Source organism: Acidithiobacillus sp., from assembly GCF_023229925.1.
Classification (GTDB): Bacteria; Pseudomonadota; Gammaproteobacteria; order Acidithiobacillales; family Acidithiobacillaceae; genus Acidithiobacillus.
Genome location: NZ_JALNYM010000001.1, coordinates 491,699 through 507,473 on the forward strand (window position 1 = coordinate 491,699; position 15,775 = coordinate 507,473).

Annotated in this window: 15 protein-coding genes; 9 read left to right on the forward strand and 6 right to left on the reverse strand. The window is 53.1% G+C overall.

The window, feature by feature from the left end; all coding sequences use genetic code 11:
* Window positions 1-116 precede the first annotated feature (116 nt).
* Together acs and M0P56_RS02590 are read right to left on the reverse strand one after the other, a co-directional pair.
* Window positions 117-2,084: an acetate--CoA ligase gene (gene acs / locus M0P56_RS02585; RefSeq protein ID WP_291508483.1), complete on the reverse strand. Its 1,968-nt coding sequence runs from the start codon at window positions 2,082-2,084 to the stop codon at window positions 117-119.
* A 96-nt stretch (window positions 2,085-2,180) separates the two neighbouring features.
* Complete coding sequence (locus M0P56_RS02590; protein ID WP_291508484.1) at window positions 2,181-4,166, reverse strand: monovalent cation:proton antiporter family protein; 1,986 nt, start codon at window positions 4,164-4,166, stop codon at window positions 2,181-2,183.
* A gap of 156 nt (window positions 4,167-4,322) precedes the next feature.
* On the opposite strand from M0P56_RS02590, the gene rfaD reads away from it, so the two are divergent.
* The 3 genes from rfaD to M0P56_RS02605 are packed head-to-tail and all read left to right on the forward strand — an operon-like array spanning window position 4,323 to window position 6,748.
* Window positions 4,323-5,312, forward strand: coding sequence for an ADP-glyceromanno-heptose 6-epimerase (gene rfaD / locus M0P56_RS02595; RefSeq protein WP_291508485.1), 990 nt, complete (start codon window positions 4,323-4,325; stop codon window positions 5,310-5,312).
* Window positions 5,312-6,313: an NAD-dependent epimerase gene (locus M0P56_RS02600; protein WP_291508486.1), complete on the forward strand. Its 1,002-nt coding sequence runs from the start codon at window positions 5,312-5,314 to the stop codon at window positions 6,311-6,313. The genes rfaD and M0P56_RS02600 overlap by 1 nt, the downstream gene beginning before the upstream one ends.
* Window positions 6,314-6,349: 36 nt before the next feature.
* Window positions 6,350-6,748 carry a hypothetical protein gene (locus tag M0P56_RS02605; RefSeq protein WP_291508487.1) on the forward strand — a complete coding sequence of 133 codons (399 nt, stop codon included), beginning with the start codon at window positions 6,350-6,352 and terminating at the stop codon, window positions 6,746-6,748.
* A 44-nt stretch (window positions 6,749-6,792) separates the two neighbouring features.
* On the opposite strand, the gene M0P56_RS02610 is transcribed toward M0P56_RS02605, so the two are convergent.
* Window positions 6,793-7,914 carry a fatty acid desaturase gene (locus tag M0P56_RS02610; RefSeq protein ID WP_291508488.1) on the reverse strand — a complete coding sequence of 374 codons (1,122 nt, stop codon included), beginning with the start codon at window positions 7,912-7,914 and terminating at the stop codon, window positions 6,793-6,795.
* Between the two features lie 297 nt (window positions 7,915-8,211).
* Here M0P56_RS02610 and M0P56_RS02615 point away from each other — a divergent pair, with 297 nt between their 5' ends.
* From M0P56_RS02615 to M0P56_RS02640, 6 genes are all read left to right on the forward strand, one after another.
* Window positions 8,212-8,481, forward strand: a complete 270-nt coding sequence (locus M0P56_RS02615; RefSeq protein ID WP_291508489.1) for a hypothetical protein — start codon at window positions 8,212-8,214, stop codon at window positions 8,479-8,481.
* 320 nt (window positions 8,482-8,801) lie between these two features.
* On the forward strand, window positions 8,802-10,007 hold the full coding sequence (locus M0P56_RS02620; protein ID WP_291508490.1) for an MFS transporter: 1,206 nt from the start codon (window positions 8,802-8,804) through the stop codon (window positions 10,005-10,007).
* A gap of 708 nt (window positions 10,008-10,715) precedes the next feature.
* Window positions 10,716-10,850 (forward strand): hypothetical protein, encoded by a 135-nt coding sequence (locus M0P56_RS02625; protein ID WP_291508491.1) that lies wholly within the window; start codon window positions 10,716-10,718, stop codon window positions 10,848-10,850.
* A gap of 315 nt (window positions 10,851-11,165) precedes the next feature.
* Window positions 11,166-11,318: a tyrosine-type recombinase/integrase gene (locus M0P56_RS02630; protein WP_291508492.1), complete on the forward strand. Its 153-nt coding sequence runs from the start codon at window positions 11,166-11,168 to the stop codon at window positions 11,316-11,318.
* A gap of 87 nt (window positions 11,319-11,405) precedes the next feature.
* Window positions 11,406-11,768, forward strand: coding sequence for a hypothetical protein (locus M0P56_RS02635; protein WP_291508493.1), 363 nt, complete (start codon window positions 11,406-11,408; stop codon window positions 11,766-11,768).
* 29 nt (window positions 11,769-11,797) lie between these two features.
* Window positions 11,798-12,157, forward strand: a complete 360-nt coding sequence (locus M0P56_RS02640) for a YbjQ family protein (RefSeq protein ID WP_291508494.1) — start codon at window positions 11,798-11,800, stop codon at window positions 12,155-12,157.
* A 363-nt stretch (window positions 12,158-12,520) separates the two neighbouring features.
* Here the strand turns inward: M0P56_RS02640 and M0P56_RS02645 are convergent, their stop codons facing one another.
* The 3 genes from M0P56_RS02645 to M0P56_RS02655 form a co-directional block, all read right to left on the reverse strand.
* Window positions 12,521-13,165, reverse strand: a complete 645-nt coding sequence (locus M0P56_RS02645) for an MAE_28990/MAE_18760 family HEPN-like nuclease (RefSeq protein WP_291508495.1) — start codon at window positions 13,163-13,165, stop codon at window positions 12,521-12,523.
* Window positions 13,162-14,274 (reverse strand): DUF262 domain-containing protein, encoded by a 1,113-nt coding sequence (locus M0P56_RS02650; protein WP_291508496.1) that lies wholly within the window; start codon window positions 14,272-14,274, stop codon window positions 13,162-13,164. The genes M0P56_RS02645 and M0P56_RS02650 overlap by 4 nt, the downstream gene beginning before the upstream one ends.
* 145 nt (window positions 14,275-14,419) lie before the next feature.
* On the reverse strand, window positions 14,420-15,361 hold the full coding sequence (locus M0P56_RS02655) for an HNH endonuclease (protein ID WP_291508497.1): 942 nt from the start codon (window positions 15,359-15,361) through the stop codon (window positions 14,420-14,422).
* Window positions 15,362-15,775: the final 414 nt, after the last annotated feature.

The window sequence follows — 15,775 nt, forward strand, 5'->3', positions numbered from 1 at the left end:
GGCAGGACTCCGCTAAGACAAAAAAGCGTTCCAGGCCTTAAGTCGGGAACCTTTTTAGTCTGCCAGAGCAAGATGACATTTTGATGACGCTACCGTGTGCATGGTGCGGGGAGTGCTTATCCCCTTACGGTATTCAGATTCTGTAAGGTCCCTTCATCTTCCAACGTGCTTGTGTCTTGGGTAACCTCCTCACCACGGGCAATGGAGCGCAGCAGGCGACGCATGATCTTGCCGGAACGGGTTTTGGGCAGGGCATCGGTGAAACGGATGTCGTCGGGACGGGCAATCGCACCAATCAGTTCGGTTACCTGCGCGCGCAGCGCCGCACCCAGTTCATCGCGATCATCGCCCAGATGTTGATGTTTCAGTATGACAAAAGCACAAATGGCCTCGCCTTTGATTTCATGAGGAATCCCCACCACCGCCGCTTCCGCGATCGCAGGATGTGCCACCAACGCCGATTCCACCTCCGCCGTACCCAGGCGATGCCCGGAGACATTGAGCACGTCATCAATACGCCCCATTACCCAGAAATAACCATCCGCATCGCGGCGCGCGCTGTCTCCGGCAATGTAGTAGCGATTATCAAACTTGGCCCAATAGCTTTCCACATAGCGCTCTGGATTACCCCAGACGCCCCGCAGCATGCCCGGCCACGGCCGATCAATGACCAGGTAGCCACCGGCATCGGGGGCCGTGATGGGGTCGCCCTGGTCATTCACAATGCGCGCGCTGATGCCGGGGAGGGGGAGGGCGCAAGAGCCCGGCTTGTTGGCGGTCACGCCAGGCAACGGGGCGATCAGGTGCCCCCCGGTTTCCGTCTGCCACCAGGTATCGACTACCGGGCAGTGCCCGCCGCCAATCTGTTCGTAATACCACATCCAGGCCTCCGGATTCATGGGTTCACCCACCGAACCCAAGAGCCGCAGGCTGGAGAGATCATGGCGCTGCGGCCATTCGTCGCCCATTTTCATGAAGGCGCGCACCGCCGTCGGGGCGGTGTAGAGAATACTGATGCCATGCCGCGCAATCATTCTCCAGAATCGGTCCGGCTGCGGATACATGGGTGCCCCTTCATAGAGGAAGACGGTGGCCCCATTAGCCAGCGGACCGTAGACCACATAGCTATGGCCGGTGATCCAGCCGATGTCGGCGGTACACCAGTAGACATCCTCAGGCTTGATGTCGAAAACCCAGCGCGTGGTGAGCATGGTCCAGAGCAAATAGCCCGCACTGCTATGAAAAACACCCTTGGGTTTACCGGTGCTGCCCGAGGTGTAGAGGATGAAGAGGGGGTCCTCAGCCTGCATGGGGAGGGCAGGGCAATCGGCGCTCATGCCGACGATGACATCCTCCCACCAGAGGTCACGGCCTTCCTGCATATCGATTTCGGCGCCGGTACGACGCAGGACAATAACCCGCCGCACGGCGTGTTCATGCTCCCGCAGCAGAGCCTGATCCGCATGGCGTTTGAGTGGCACGACCTTGCCTGCGCGCCAGGCGCCGTCGGCGGTGACCAGTACCTTGGCATCCGTATCCTCCAGACGATCCTTGAGGGCTTCCGCCGAGAATCCGCCAAACACCACCGTATGGATCGCCCCGATCCGCGCACAGGCGAGCATGGCGATGACCGCCTCTGGCACCATGGGCATGTAAATCGCGACCCGATCCCCCTTTTGCACCCCCTGATGTTTGAGGGCATTGGCAAAAAGGCACATTTCGCGGTGTAACTGCGCGTAGGTCAGGGTTTGGACGCTGCCATCCTCGCCCTCCCAGATCAGGGCCGCTTTGTGCCGGGTCGCACCTTGCAGATGGCGATCCACGCAGTTGTGCGCCACATTGAGCTGACCATCGCTGAACCAGCGATAAAAAGGGGCATGAACGGACTCCAGCACCTGTTGAAACGGGACGCCCCAGTCCAGATATCGGCGCGCCAAATCCCCCCAAAAGCGATCAGGATCCTCTATCGCTTGCTGGTTCATGCGTACAAAGGTTTCCGCATCCATATTGGCCTGATTGGCAAAATCAGGGGGGACGGAAAAAAGGCGCGTTTCGGCTAGGGTAGAATCAATGGATGTCGGCATAAAAATGACTCGGTGAAGGTGTTCATATCGATGAACGGGGAGCCGTTAAACATAGCACTGCGCAAACTCCGTTACCACTCAACGTCGTCCATCGGCTCACGCCGTTGCCGCCTCCTGTATCGTATTGCCTTCCAGAACATAGAGCTCGGCTTTGGTGAGCGCCGCGGGCGTCCCGAACAACACTAGCACATCCCCAGGCATGAGTACCGTATCGGGAGAGGGTTCGCGCCCGCGTATCCCATGGCGGCGCACAGCCACGACAGCCACTCCGAAACTGGTCAGGTTCAGTTCGCGCAGACTGAGATGGAGGCCAAAGGCCGTTTCACCCAGAGCGATGGACGCAAGACGCGCCGAACTCTGATCTTCGCCCTGTTCCGAACTTCCCCAAAAGGCTCCCCGAAAAAACTGATACCGTTCCTGCCGGAAACGGCGTACCCTACGCAGCACCGTACTGATCGGGAAGCCAATCAGCAAGAGGGCCTGTGAAGCCAGCATCAGCGCACCTTCGGTCACTTCCGGCACGACTTCATCCGCCCCCGCAGCCTCCAGCTTTTCTAACTGACTGTCGTCGTGGGCGCGGACGACCACCGGCAAGTCCGGGCGCAACTCTTTGATAATAGAGAGGACCCTCTGGCTGGACGCGACGTTCGCGTAGGTGATCACTACGGCCCGGGCCGAAAAAATCCCTGCCGCCTGCAATACATCGCGGCGACTGGCATCTCCATAAAAGATGGATTCACCCGCGGACTGCGCCTGTCGTACGCGTACCGGGTCCAGATCAAGGGCCATAAAGGGAATACCTTCTTCTTCCAAGACCCGCCCCACACTTTGTCCCACCCTGCCGTAGCCACAGAGCACGACATGGGCCTGCAAATTTGCCGAGCGGATATCGGCCAATTGCTGATCGCGATGGCTGCGATAGCTACCCACCAGTTGGCGCGCCAGCCAGCCATTGCGCTCCACCAGGATGGGCGCCAGCATCATGGACAGGAGCATGCCACCCAGGACCGGTTGCAGCACATGGGCAGGCAACAATTGGTATTGATTGGCCAAAGCCAGCAGCACAAAGCCAAACTCTCCCGCCTGCGCCAGCACAATGGCTGAGCGCAATGCCACGCCCGGTTCGTAGCCGAAAAGACGGGCCAGTGCCCAGACCAACACACCCTTCAGCAGCAAAATCATGGCCAGCACGATTAAAACCCAGGCCAGATTCGCCCACCACGCCGGGAGATCCACGAGCATACCGATGGTGACGAAAAAGAGTCCCAGCAAAATGTCGCGGAAAGGCGCGATGTCCGCTTCCACCTGATAACGGTAAGCCGTCTCAGAAATCAGCATCCCCGCCACAAAGGCCCCCAAGGCCAGCGACAATCCCGCCTGTTCGGTGATCCATGCCAGACCCAAGGTCACCAGTAACACGTTGAGCATAAATAGCTCTGTGGACTTGCGGTTGGCCACGAACTGAAACCAGGGCCGCATCACCGGCCGCCCGATCACCAGCAAGACCAACAGTACCAGCACCGCCTTGAGTCCGGCCATAGCCAAATCATGAGGCAAATTAGTGGTCGAACCGGCAAGGGCAGGGATCAGAATCAGTAGCGGCACTACGGCCAGGTCCTGAAAAAGCAACACACTCACTGCAATACGTCCATGCCGGGTCTGCATTTCCATTTTTTCGGCCAGTGCGCGCACGACCATGGCAGTGGATGACATGGCCAGAATCCCGCCAAGGATCACCCCTGTCTTCCAGGAAAGCGGGATGAGTAACGCGATACCGACGAAAAGCAGGCTGGTCAAGACCACCTGGGCCAGTCCCATCCCGAACACCAGACGACGCATACTCAGAAACTGCGCCAGACTGAATTCCAGCCCGATGCTAAACATCAGGAAAACTACGCCGAAAGCAGCGAGTTGCCGGGTACTGGCGAGATCTGGCACGACTGCCAGGGCATGTGGACCGAGAATGATGCCAGTCAGCAGATAAGCAAACACCGCCGGCAGACCCAAGTAACGCAGAAAGCCAACCAGCAGCACTCCGGTAGCCAGGAGCAGGATAATCGTCAATAGACCGTGGTCTTGCATGTTCCTCCTCGGACATGGCGGCACCCTCATAGGGACACCATTTTATTTTTTGCAGCCGGAATAGAGTAGGTCAAAGCCGGGAAAAGAGCAGGGCGGTAGCGCCTTATGGGAAGACGCCTGCTTTCTGCTATCATAGCTCGAAAAGGAGGATCACGCATGTACATCGTCACTGGCGGTGCCGGTTTTATTGGCGCCAATCTCGTACAAGCCCTCAATCAGCGAGGCATTACGGATATTCTCGTCGTGGACCACCTGACCCGCGCCGACAAATTTCTCAATCTCACCGATCTGGAAATTACCGACTACATGGAGGCGGAGGCTTTTCTTCGCCTGATAGAGAATGGCCACTTGAAGGGTGTTGACGCCATTTTCCACGAAGGCGCCTGTTCCGACACCATGGCCACAGACGGCCGTTACGTCATGGAAAACAACTTCGCCTTCAGTAAAGCACTACTACATTGGTGTCAGCACCATAATGTCCCCTTCCTCTACGCCTCCAGTGCGTCTGTCTATGGGATGACTGGCGCTTTCGTCGAGGAGCGTGCCGCGGAATCTCCGCTCAACATCTACGGATTCAGCAAATTTCAATTCGACCAATATCTCCGACGGATGTGGACAGATTTGCGCGCCCCGGTGCATGGCTTTCGTTATTTCAATGTCTACGGTCCACGCGAGTTCCACAAAAATCGCATGGCTTCCGTGGCGCTGCACTTTTTCAAGCAATACCAGATGGATAATCATGTTCGCTTGTTCGCGGGTACGGGCGGCTATGGCGATGGCGAGCAGCGGCGAGATTTCATTCACATAGACGATGTGGTCGCCGTCAATATGCACTTTTTGGATCGCCCGCACAGCGGAATCTACAATGTGGGCACCGGGCAGGCACAGAGTTTCAACGAAGTGGCTGTCGCCGTCATCAATAGCCTGGAACGCCGTGCAGACCGACCGCCACAAAACCTACTTGCACTGCAGAAAGCGCAGACTATTCGCTACGTCAGCATGCCCGAGGCCTTAAATGGCAAATATCAAAGCTTTACCCAGGCAAAAGTGAACAAGTTGCGTAGCGCGGGATATACCAAACCCTTCCTGACGGTGGAGCAGGGGGTCGATCGCTACGTGCAATGGCTGGCGGAGCGCTCGGATTGATGGACGGGCGGGCACTGGTTACCGGTGTTGCGGGTTTCATCGGTTTTCATATGGCCCGTCGCTTACTGGCAGACGGCTGGATCGTCAGCGGCATAGACAATCTCAATGATTACTATGATCCTGGCCTGAAAAGGGATCGTCTGGCGCAACTCGAGGGACATCCCGCTTTTCAATTTAAACCTCTGGACCTCGCCGATCGAGAGGGTATGCAGACGCTCTTTGCGGGTCCCCACTTTGATGTCGTCATCAATCTGGCTGCCCAGGCGGGAGTGCGGCATTCCCTGAAAGCGCCACACAGCTATGTGGACAGCAATGTTGTCGGCTTTCTGAACATGCTGGAAGGCTGCCGTGCGCAAGGGGTGAACCATCTGCTCTTCGCTTCCTCTAGCTCGGTATATGGTGCCAATAATCGCCTGCCTTACAGTGTCCATGATCCCGTGGATCATCCGGTCAGCTTCTATGCGGCTACCAAACGGGCAGGCGAACTTATGGCGCATAGCTACGCCCATCTTTATGGCATCCCCAGCACGGGATTGCGATTTTTTACGGTCTACGGGCCTTGGGGGCGCCCTGATATGGCCTACTTCAGTTTCACACAGAAAATTCTGGCCGGACAGCCCATCCCCGTATTCAACCACGGCCATATGCGGCGTGACTTCACCTATATTGATGACATCATCGAAGGGGTGACGCGACTCATTCCGCATGCACCCGAAGCGCAAAATATCTGGCCGGAAGATCCGGCAAGCAGTGCGGCACCATTCCGCGTTCACAACATTGGTAACCATACGCCCATTGCGCTCACGGACTTCATCCATACGCTGGAGGGGTGCCTCGGCAAATCCGCGCAGGTTGAATGGCTCCCCATGCAGGATGGCGACGTAGTTGCCACCTATGCCGACATTTCGGAATTACAGCAGAGCGTTGGCTTTGCTCCAGACACCCCCTTGCGCGAGGGGCTGCAACATTTTGTAGCCTGGTATCGTCAGTACTATGGCTGACTGACAACCCGGCGTTTTTTAAACTGGGATAACGCCATGAATATGCGTACGCATCAACCCCTACATCTGCATAGCCGAACAGAATTTCTGTGGCGGCAACTACGCTACTCCGGGGTTGGATTAGCATTCATGCTGTTCTCTCTCGGCATGGGTATACTGGGCTATCATTTGCTAGCTCGTATCAGCTGGATCGATAGTCTACTTAATGCAAGCATGATCCTGAGCGGCATGGGTCCGGTTTCTAACCTGCATGGCACCACCGCTAAACTTTTCGCCAGCGCCTACGCCCTGTACTCTGGAGTGGTCTATCTGGCAGTATCCGCAGTACTTTTGTACCCACTGGTTGAACGACTTCTGAAAATTTTACACCTTCAGGCACTCAATACACCCACTCCCGCACAGGGAAACCAGCACCCGGACTTCTCAGAAGATTGAATCACGCCGGGTGGGGGCATAGGATGTTTTTTAACACCATATACTCAGTGCGCCGTCTTGCCTGGGTACACAGAAGAGGCGGCGGATGCAGCGATGTCAGCGGCCTTTTCCTCAATCCAGCTACGGCCGGAACGGAAGCTCATCCAACATTTTCCCTCATAATCATATAGCTTGCATTCCTTGAAAATGCGTCGAACCTCAAAAAAGCTGAAGCGCATTTCATGAATATACTGGCCGTATTCCGCGCGTAAGTCTTCGTAGGCACCCTTTAGATGGTAGAAGGGAATTCGCGGGTCCACATGATGTGGTGTGTGAATCAGAATACTGTGGATCAGATACTCACTGATCTTGGAGCAACGCACAATAGTACTGCAATAAAGTTGGCCGATGCTCTGGCTCCACTCCTCTTTCTCCGAAAAGAAGGGTACTTTAGGATGCGTGTGATGGAGAAAGACAAATAAAGCGATATAGTAGTTGAACAACAGAAAAGGCAGAATCACCGCCGCAATGACACCCATCGGACCTGCAGCCCAATCCGCCAGCGCGGAAAAGCTGATGAAAAACGACAGCGTCACCATTTTACTATAGAAAAACGCCCGCCGATCCTTGCTGTTGGCGTCCGCTTTGAAACGCACCATGCCCGGCCACCACACCCGCAACAGATAGTGCAAGGCACAAGTATAAGGGCTGCGTTCCAGGCGGTAGATCAGTTTCTGCCAAACTGGCTTGCTTCGATACTCTTGGGGTGTCCAGGGACGCCATATCCAGTCAATAGCAGTCAGGCTGGTAAAGCCATGATGAACGCGGTTATGCCCGAAGGCCCAAAGACGATACATGTTCAGCGAGGGCAGCATGAAGATTGTGCCCATGATTTCGGCAGTGCGCTTGTTCTGGAAAAGGGCCCCATGCGCCGCGTCGTGCGCCCAAACGAACATGAAAGCGACCGCCGACCCCGCAAGGAGCCCAAACAGGAGCTTGGACCACCAAGCTTCGACGAGCAACGCACCAGCGATGGCGGACAGGTAGAGGAGTGCGTCGAATGCATACCACGCAATGGCGATATGGGCTGAGCGCTGGTAGCGTTCAGGTCGGATTGCCTCACGAATGGTTTGAAGTTTGACTGGGCGCAATGCCTCGTAGTCAGCATCAGAAGAGGTAAGTGGCATGGCAACGTGCTCCCTAGTGTAACCCATTTCTTTATTACAGATTAACAGCGCATCGTATCATATAATACGGAGCGGAGCAAACGTAGGGCCGACACCCCATGAACAATGATCTTGGACTCGCAACGCTCACCTTGCCGCCGCGCTGTGCTAGGCTTAGTATGTGTGCGCTTGCTTCTGTTGCGACTGGCGATATTTGGCACAGCAGAAATTAGTGCTACCATGTTAGAGTCATTTGCGCTATATATTTAGCGGTTGACGCTGTCATCCCGTGGAATCTACGTAAGGAGAATTGAAAACATGTTAGATATTGCCAAGATTAAGCCTGTTGCCCGTATCATCCTTGTTGCCGGTGTCATCGCTCTTGCCTCGGCCTGTGCCAAGAAGGAAGAAACCACCGCTCCCGCTGATAGCAGTGCAACCACCACCACTACCACCACCGAATCTGCCACCACGGAAAGCAGTGCTACTACCCCGATGGAATCCGCTGCGCCTGACACCAGTGCCACCACCAGCAGCGATTCTTCTGGCGCAGTTTCCGGCGACAGCTCCGGTTCTTCCACGAACTAATTCGCTATCTGGGTAGTCCAGAACCTATGCCGCGTCGGGTAATAGCGCGGCTACGAGCAGTAACCAGGGTTCTGGATCCACCCAGGGTGATGATGACAGTACGGGGCGACCGCCTCGCCGGCGGTTTTCGACGCTCGGTAGGCGAGTGGACACTTTGTTGATGAACACCGATCAGATGGCCAAGGCGGGGCTTTCCGAAGCCAAAGAATTGGCCTCGTGGGTGCTGGCGCAAAAGCCCTTTGCACCCCCGAAATCTGCTTAACGGGCTTATTTAGCCGTCTAACCCCCGCAATGCGGGGGTTTTTATATTCGGATGAGCCTTGCGAAAAAAAATCAAAACTTTCGGATGGATTGCCAGCACGTATTACGCGGAAGGCTTGCCTTATTCGCTGGTGCAGCAGGTATCCGTACAGTTTTTTACCTATGCCGGGGCAGGTTTGCAGGTCATAGGATTACTTTCTTTTTTCGGTCTGCCCTGGAATTTAAAACTGTTCTGGAGCCCATTGATCGACCTTTTCGCGAACAAAAAGCGTTGGCTGGTGGTAATGGAAGTCATTCTGGGTGGCGTGGCTGCCTTGCTGGTCTGGCCAGCACAACACCTGGATCTAGACCTCGCCGCCAAAATTTTTATGTTAATGGCCTTCATGTCGGCTACCCATGACATGTCCGTAGACGGTTATTACATCCAAACGCTCAATCCATCCGATCAGGCAGCCTTTTCGGGACTACGGGTCGCTGCCTATCGAGTGGCCATGCTGGTGGGAAATGGTGCACTCGTCATCCTTGCCGGATGGGTGTCCTGGACCGTTTGTTTTTTAACGGCGGCAGCGATGATGTGGGGATTGGCGGCTTTTCATCAGCGCGTACTTCCACCACCAGTGGCTACGAGCCATCAGGGACAGCACTGGCGCGCAGTGCGCGAGGCCTTTTCGACCTATATGCAGCAACCAGGAATCGTTTGGGCCATAGCCTTTATTCTCCTTTTCCGTGCTGGTGACGCCATGATGTTTGCGATGGTGACACCATTTCTTAACCATCTGGGCTACGGCCTGGTAGCACGCGGCATTCTCACCGGCACCGTCGGCACCGTGACGGGTATCGGTGGTGCCTTGCTGGGGGGGATCGTCATATCCCGATGGGGGCTGCGCCGCGTCCTGTTTCCATTGACTTTTATCCAGTCTCTGGCGATACCCGCCTATGCGTGGCTAGCCTGGGCGATGCCTTCTGTCTGGTGGGTCGGCATCACGGTGGCCTTTGAGCAGGCGGCGGCTGGTCTCGGCACCGCCGTTTTGATGGTTTTTCTCATGCAGCGCTGCCAGGGTAGCTATCAAGCGACGCACTTCGCTATTGGCTCCGCCTTGATGTCTGTTGCAGCTACCATCGTCGGCGGGTTTAGCGGCTTTCTTGCGGCGCGGGTGGGGTTTGTGGAGTTCTTTCTACTGGCCTTTGCTGCGGCGATACCGAGCTTATGGCTGGCCCTGCGATTGCCCGCAGCCCTATTTAGTGACCGCGGCGATCTCGTTTAGCATAGGACACCTTGTAGATAGTCGAATATGCTGTTAAGCCAATATATAAAGCTTCGTATTCTTAGTATATACGGAATGTGTTGCGCACCTATCTATATGATACTTAATATAAAATTATCAATAGTAAAAAATTATCATTGTTTTGTAGAAAAGCATCACTTTGTTGTCTCAACACATGCCTTGAGCGCAACAGCTGATTTGCTTCATGTTCAGTTGTTAGCACAAATTTCGGATCCCATGTTGCATTAGTACCGCGGGTGTAGGCGGCAGGGTGAGCTTTTGTCTAGGAAATGGCGGCATTTGAACTGGATCGAACACACGGTGTACCTGCCGGACATAAAGAAACGGCGCAGCGCGTATCGCGCCACTGTCCGAGTGTGCGGAAGCGGCTTTACAGCGGCAACAGGCACAGGGGTAGCGGTGAGAACGTCAGGGTCTGGAAGTACACCAATGGCGGCATGCGGGCCAGCTACAATAAAGTTTTGAAGCGGGCGAGCATCGAGGGCTTGACCTTCCATGATCGGTCGCGGTCTCCGGGCTTGGTAACCTGAGTACGCGCTTCCTGTCGGAGTTTGAACGCGGCAAGGAGACCGCCGAGATCGGCAAAATCCTGAAGGCGCTGCACACGTTAGGGCTGGAGGTCATCATCCAACCGCGTGGGCGGGGGATGCCGGCTCAGCGTACCAGCAAGACCCAAGAGGAGGTCCCATGAGTGACCCTGACCTCCTCAACGTCTGGCACGAGCAGTGCCAGGTAGGCCAACTCTGGCGCAATTCGGCGGGAGCCATTGGGTTTCGCTATGATCCTGAACCAACTTACGCACAATTATCGCCAAACCGATAAATTACGCAACGATGGATAATTAAGCATAAATTAAGCGCGGCCAGGAGCCCGGACGGTTGGCCGAGAAACTTTCAGAACCGAAGGCTGGGTAACTGGGACCAGCGCACAGCCCAGGTGATCCGGACCTTGCAGGCTATAACATCGACTTTGCAATATTGCATTTGCCGTGCAATAACTAGTTACATTGAGACCCGAGGCCAAGAGCACCACGCACGGGAGGCCCCGGCCAGGATATTCGTAGAGGCGCTATATCCAGCTGGTTTCAGCCGGTGAGGCTGTTTTCCGGAGTCCCACTGGCGGTACACCAACGACGGCATGCGGGCCAGCTACACTAAGGCCGTGAAGAAAGCCGGGATCGTGGGGCTGACCTTCCATGATTTGCGCCATGAGGCCACGAGCAGGTTCTGCGAGAAGGCTATCCCCGTCATGACCGTACAGGCCTCACCGGGCATAAATCCAGACAGTTGATGAAGCGGTACACGCATATTTCGGGTAAAATATTGGTGGACGCGGTGCGGGGTTCGCACCTCGCACCCCAGCAGGGGGCTGCAAGGGGTGATGGTTAGTCGGGTGTTCACCGGTGATCTGATAGACAGTAACGACGCGATAGATTTGGAAAAGGAGTTTTCGGAAGCTTTGATGGAGGCCATCACCGAATTAGGCACATCGGACCTGGATGCCTTTATTCATGAACCGGACGAGATAAGCCTGGTGATTGATCTGTGTGAATCGCCAGAGGACTACTGGACTATCCAGGTTGATTACGGCGAGGCAGGCTGGTCCAGATCCGAGGCATTTGTGATGGTCTATGACGTAATGAGGGATGCGGGGATCGTTGCTATCCTGCTGAACGACGCCGAGGATGACGAGACTGGCATCAGCGAGGATTTGCGGTCGGATGATGAGGTGCGGCATTGATAGTCTTGGAATAAATGGAAGATACCAGCGTGTCCACGTCAACTGAAGCTAGTCCTGTCCTCATCCTTACCATCAACGACTGCCCCGGCATGCGTATTGTCCGGGTCATCGGGCCGGTCTATGGCACGGGTGTCCGATCCCGCAATATCGTCGGCAATTTTCTGGGTAGCGTCCGCGCGATCTTCGGCGGAAAGCAGGCCGGTTACCTCAAAATGATTGCCCAGACCCGCGATGATGCCCTGGAACAACTGGCCGAGCATGCCTGGTCCCTCGGCGCCAATGCCGTTCTGGGGATGCGATTTGATTCCGGTGAGTTTGACGCTGGACAAGGGCAGGCCATGAATGAGGTCACGGCTTATGGGACGGCGGTTGTGGTGGAACCTCAGTAACCGGTCACTTCCCGATGTCTATAGAACATTTTTCAATTATCTCACTGATACAGAGTCTGGCTACGTCGACCAGAAATAACTGCATGGGTGTTGCCAGCGTAAACAGAATTTCCACTGGGAACAGGAACGAGTAGTATCGGCCAAGAGCTGTCGGTCGAGGCTGCTTGTTGAAGGGCAGGTACAGATTGCAGACATTCAGCAGCGGAAAGCAAATGACATCATCCGGTCGGTAACTGCCGGTCAGGCCATCACAACTTTAAAGGCAGGTGTATGGCGCAAAGCAGTCGCCTTTTCTGCTCGTAACGCTACGCCTCAGGTGCTGTAAAAGCGCGTAGCGGCTTTGCTGTCACTAGGAGGCGATTGTTATGCTGCATACGCCTTTGTATAAACTTTATTCTCTAAGAGATTTCGAAACACGCGCATAATGGACAGCACATTAGCGACGAAATCATCGATTTCCTCTACGGGTATGAACGCTTGTTGGCCATGTGCAATTGCATTCCGCCGCTTGAGAAGCAGCAAATCAATAAAAGTCCGCTTATCCTCAAAATGTTCCGAGTCTATTCCGCATATTAGACAAATATCTTTTGTTACATCGGTATTGAGGTTTGATCTTGTGTCGATTAAATCTTGATTAATGTGGGCAAATCTACGACCTGCCCCATCCAATATATCGTTAATCAAGGTGCAGCGCTCTTTTATACTAGTGCGAGATTGATATAGTGCATCTAACCTGCCTAGCACGCTATTGATATAGATTTGACGTTCGTAATCTGAGAAAGTTTTTTTTCGTAACGTTAGGTGTTCAAAATATCGTGTGGCACAGGTGCGCACATAGCCTTCCCAATGCGCATAGCTCATTGCTACAAGGGCGCGCAACAGCGCATGCCTTGATACGCTGTCGGCAGCGCAAATAGCTGACTTCATATCTGACAATTCCTTTCTTCGCCAAATAAGGTCAGAATCAAATATATTTGACAAATCCTGTTCTGTGTACGGCTTGGTCATACAGAGAACCAGTTCTCGCCAAAAGGTACTGTGCGTTGAATCCTTACAGTGCCCCGCAGCCCAGATGAAAAGAAATTGTCAACATTTTGGCTATCCCAAAACTCCCGTATCCTTTGTTTTACATGCTCCACGGGATTAGGTTGTGATTGGATGTGCGTAATATTCTTTGCCACCCCAACAGCAATACACTCAAAAGCAGCCAGACCCACTCTACCCGTCGGATTGCCGTCTTGAATACGGCGCAATGCATCAGAACCAAAAGCTTGGTTTAACAGGCTAAAAGTGGTGTTGAATGTTGCTCCGGCGTGCTGCGTTTCATTTTGTGTGGCTAGTTCGACAATGCTTTCATCAATAAACTCTTCGACATCTAGTTTCCCGCCATACTGAATATATGTATGAACAAGAAAGCGAGATACATATTCCATGTGTCTTTGTTTTTCAATCTGATCTTCACTCGCCGACAGCACCGCCAAGAAGTCCAAAGAGACTGACAAAGACCGCATAAATGTCGCATAATCCTCATTTACCATGATGATTATGCAGTTTCGTAGTTCCTGTGCATTTGCAGCAGTTCCACCGGCATTTAATCTCTGGAAGAGATCGTATTTCGTTTTATTATCGCTAGGTCTTTTCAAGATCTCTACGCTGAGACGACTACGCTTAATCGATAATTTCTGTGGCCCTGAAAATTCTATTTGTTCTTCGATTGATACATCCAGGACCTGGTCAGATTTCTCCCATACAACTTTGTCCAGCGACGGCAAATACTTGGTCGCCACCAGCGCAATAGGGGGCTTTAAAGCGCTAGTTGTTGGGTCTATCAATTCGCCCATAAACTCCAAAAGCGTCGAAATTCTCTGCAGCCCATCAACTAATTCCCATGTTGAATCCTCCCTCTCGAAAACAAAAACAGAGGGGACTGGTATGCCCAAGAGAAGGGATTCGATCAGTTTTGACTTTTGCCCTATTTCCCACCTAAACAAACGTTGAAAATCTGGATTGATAATAAACTCGCCGTTCTTATACATATTAGCGATTTCACCAACAGATAATTGGTACGCATCGGTGCGTACTAGTCGCTGCGCATTTTCTATTTCATCTTGGAGCATTTTGATTAGTCCGTTTTGGGGAAAAATGTTCTCGGTTAAAACAATGCCATCGCAAATTTAGGAGCTGAGCAAGGCCGAGCGTATGGGGCATAACCTTTGAATTCAGTGGCGGCTGAAAGCCGTCCGCTGGAATGATTTGTTAGAATCATTCTATGATTTTTGGATCAACCTCAATCATTTGCTCAAAGCTGTACACAATAGAAAGCTCTCTGCCGACCTTTTCAGTTCCTGAAAGATCATGCGATCCAAATTTCAGATCACCGTACGGCCAGTCTATAATCTCAAACGGTGAGGGCAAGAAAGGCAATTGAACTGACATGCTGACACCGTCATCGATATGTGATGGCACGATCAGCTGAAATATAACGTTTCCAAAAGCGATTACAAAAATTGCGTAAGGAACATTTGAGACTGCCGCTTTTCTTCGAAAGAGAGATACGAATACTCCATTGGTTGGCCTCGGGCCGGGCACAAACGCCTGCATTAGCAGCGTCGGTTTAATAACCGAAATAGTCAAATCTTGGTTTAAAAGCCAGCCAATGGTATGCCTAAACGCGCCTAACTCATTTTTCTCTTTGATAACAGAAATGGCGATCTTCAGCAGAGCTTTATAGACGGCGATAGGAATATGGGGCTCTTGGTGAAGTTTTATAGTTATTTCTTTTTTTTTGTCGTCTATCAGAAAAAACTCTTCGCCAGTCTGTGATTTTACTGTTGGCAACTCATTGAACTCGATCCTGTTCTTTTTGTTATCAGTTCTGTATTTGGGGATACCTTTCTTTCCTGCAATTTGGCCTGCTATACGATACGGCTTCGTGAACTTATCAAGATGATCCTCTAGTTTGTTGGAGAAAAACGTGTTGCACTCGTCACATTCATCTAGAAGAATTAATTGATGGTTCCCTAAACATTCTGGAATCGCGTGAGACTCATTCCTAAATGTCGTTTCATTTTCATCCTTCTGACAGAAGCGGCACAACCTCGACTTGCCATCAGAGATGAAATGTTTGTCGCCTCGGGAATGGGTTCCAACAGCAATTAGATCAAAGTTCTTTTCGAAAAAGGCGAGACGTTCATCGATGGTCATGATTAATTCCGCTAACAATAAATAAAGAAACCCGTCAAAACATATGGTAACGTACTGATTGTTTGACCCTTAACATCTCTCTGCCACTATATGCATGCCTGAATAGGCGGACGCCTCGCTGTCCACCTTGAGGTATCTGCTTTGCCGCCGGAAACAGCCACTCAAACGGCTGACCCACAGAACGCATGACTGACTGGCTGTGGCTGATATTACTCCTCCCAAAGCGGCCCGGGAATGCCTGCTTCCGCTGCATTCCTGTCGTTCGTAGCAGCAGGGCGAACGGCGGCGGCGGGGCGAATGATGTCATTCTGCTGCTGAATGACCGCTTCCAATCTTCACTCGTCATTGGTGCTTTCGGAATGCGCACGATCGTAAAAAACACTACATCATTTATGCCTGTCCGACAACGCCAGA

Excerpts from the sequence above, each read along its gene's own strand:
- acs (WP_291508483.1), bottom strand. The coding sequence starts at position 2,084 with ATGCCGACATCCATTGATTCTACCCTAGCCGAAACGCGCCTTTTTTCC.
- M0P56_RS02590 (WP_291508484.1), bottom strand. The coding sequence starts at position 4,166 with ATGCAAGACCACGGTCTATTGACGATTATCCTGCTCCTGGCTACCGGA.
- rfaD (WP_291508485.1), top strand. The coding sequence starts at position 4,323 with ATGTACATCGTCACTGGCGGTGCCGGTTTTATTGGCGCCAATCTCGTA.
- M0P56_RS02600 (WP_291508486.1), top strand. The coding sequence starts at position 5,312 with ATGGACGGGCGGGCACTGGTTACCGGTGTTGCGGGTTTCATCGGTTTT.
- M0P56_RS02605 (WP_291508487.1), top strand. The coding sequence starts at position 6,350 with ATGAATATGCGTACGCATCAACCCCTACATCTGCATAGCCGAACAGAA.
- M0P56_RS02610 (WP_291508488.1), bottom strand. The coding sequence starts at position 7,914 with ATGCCACTTACCTCTTCTGATGCTGACTACGAGGCATTGCGCCCAGTC.
- M0P56_RS02615 (WP_291508489.1), top strand. The coding sequence starts at position 8,212 with ATGTTAGATATTGCCAAGATTAAGCCTGTTGCCCGTATCATCCTTGTT.
- M0P56_RS02625 (WP_291508491.1), top strand. The coding sequence starts at position 10,716 with ATGAGTGACCCTGACCTCCTCAACGTCTGGCACGAGCAGTGCCAGGTA.
- M0P56_RS02630 (WP_291508492.1), top strand. The coding sequence starts at position 11,166 with ATGCGGGCCAGCTACACTAAGGCCGTGAAGAAAGCCGGGATCGTGGGG.
- M0P56_RS02645 (WP_291508495.1), bottom strand. The coding sequence starts at position 13,165 with ATGACCAAGCCGTACACAGAACAGGATTTGTCAAATATATTTGATTCT.
- M0P56_RS02650 (WP_291508496.1), bottom strand. The coding sequence starts at position 14,274 with ATGCTCCAAGATGAAATAGAAAATGCGCAGCGACTAGTACGCACCGAT.
- M0P56_RS02655 (WP_291508497.1), bottom strand. The coding sequence starts at position 15,361 with ATGACCATCGATGAACGTCTCGCCTTTTTCGAAAAGAACTTTGATCTA.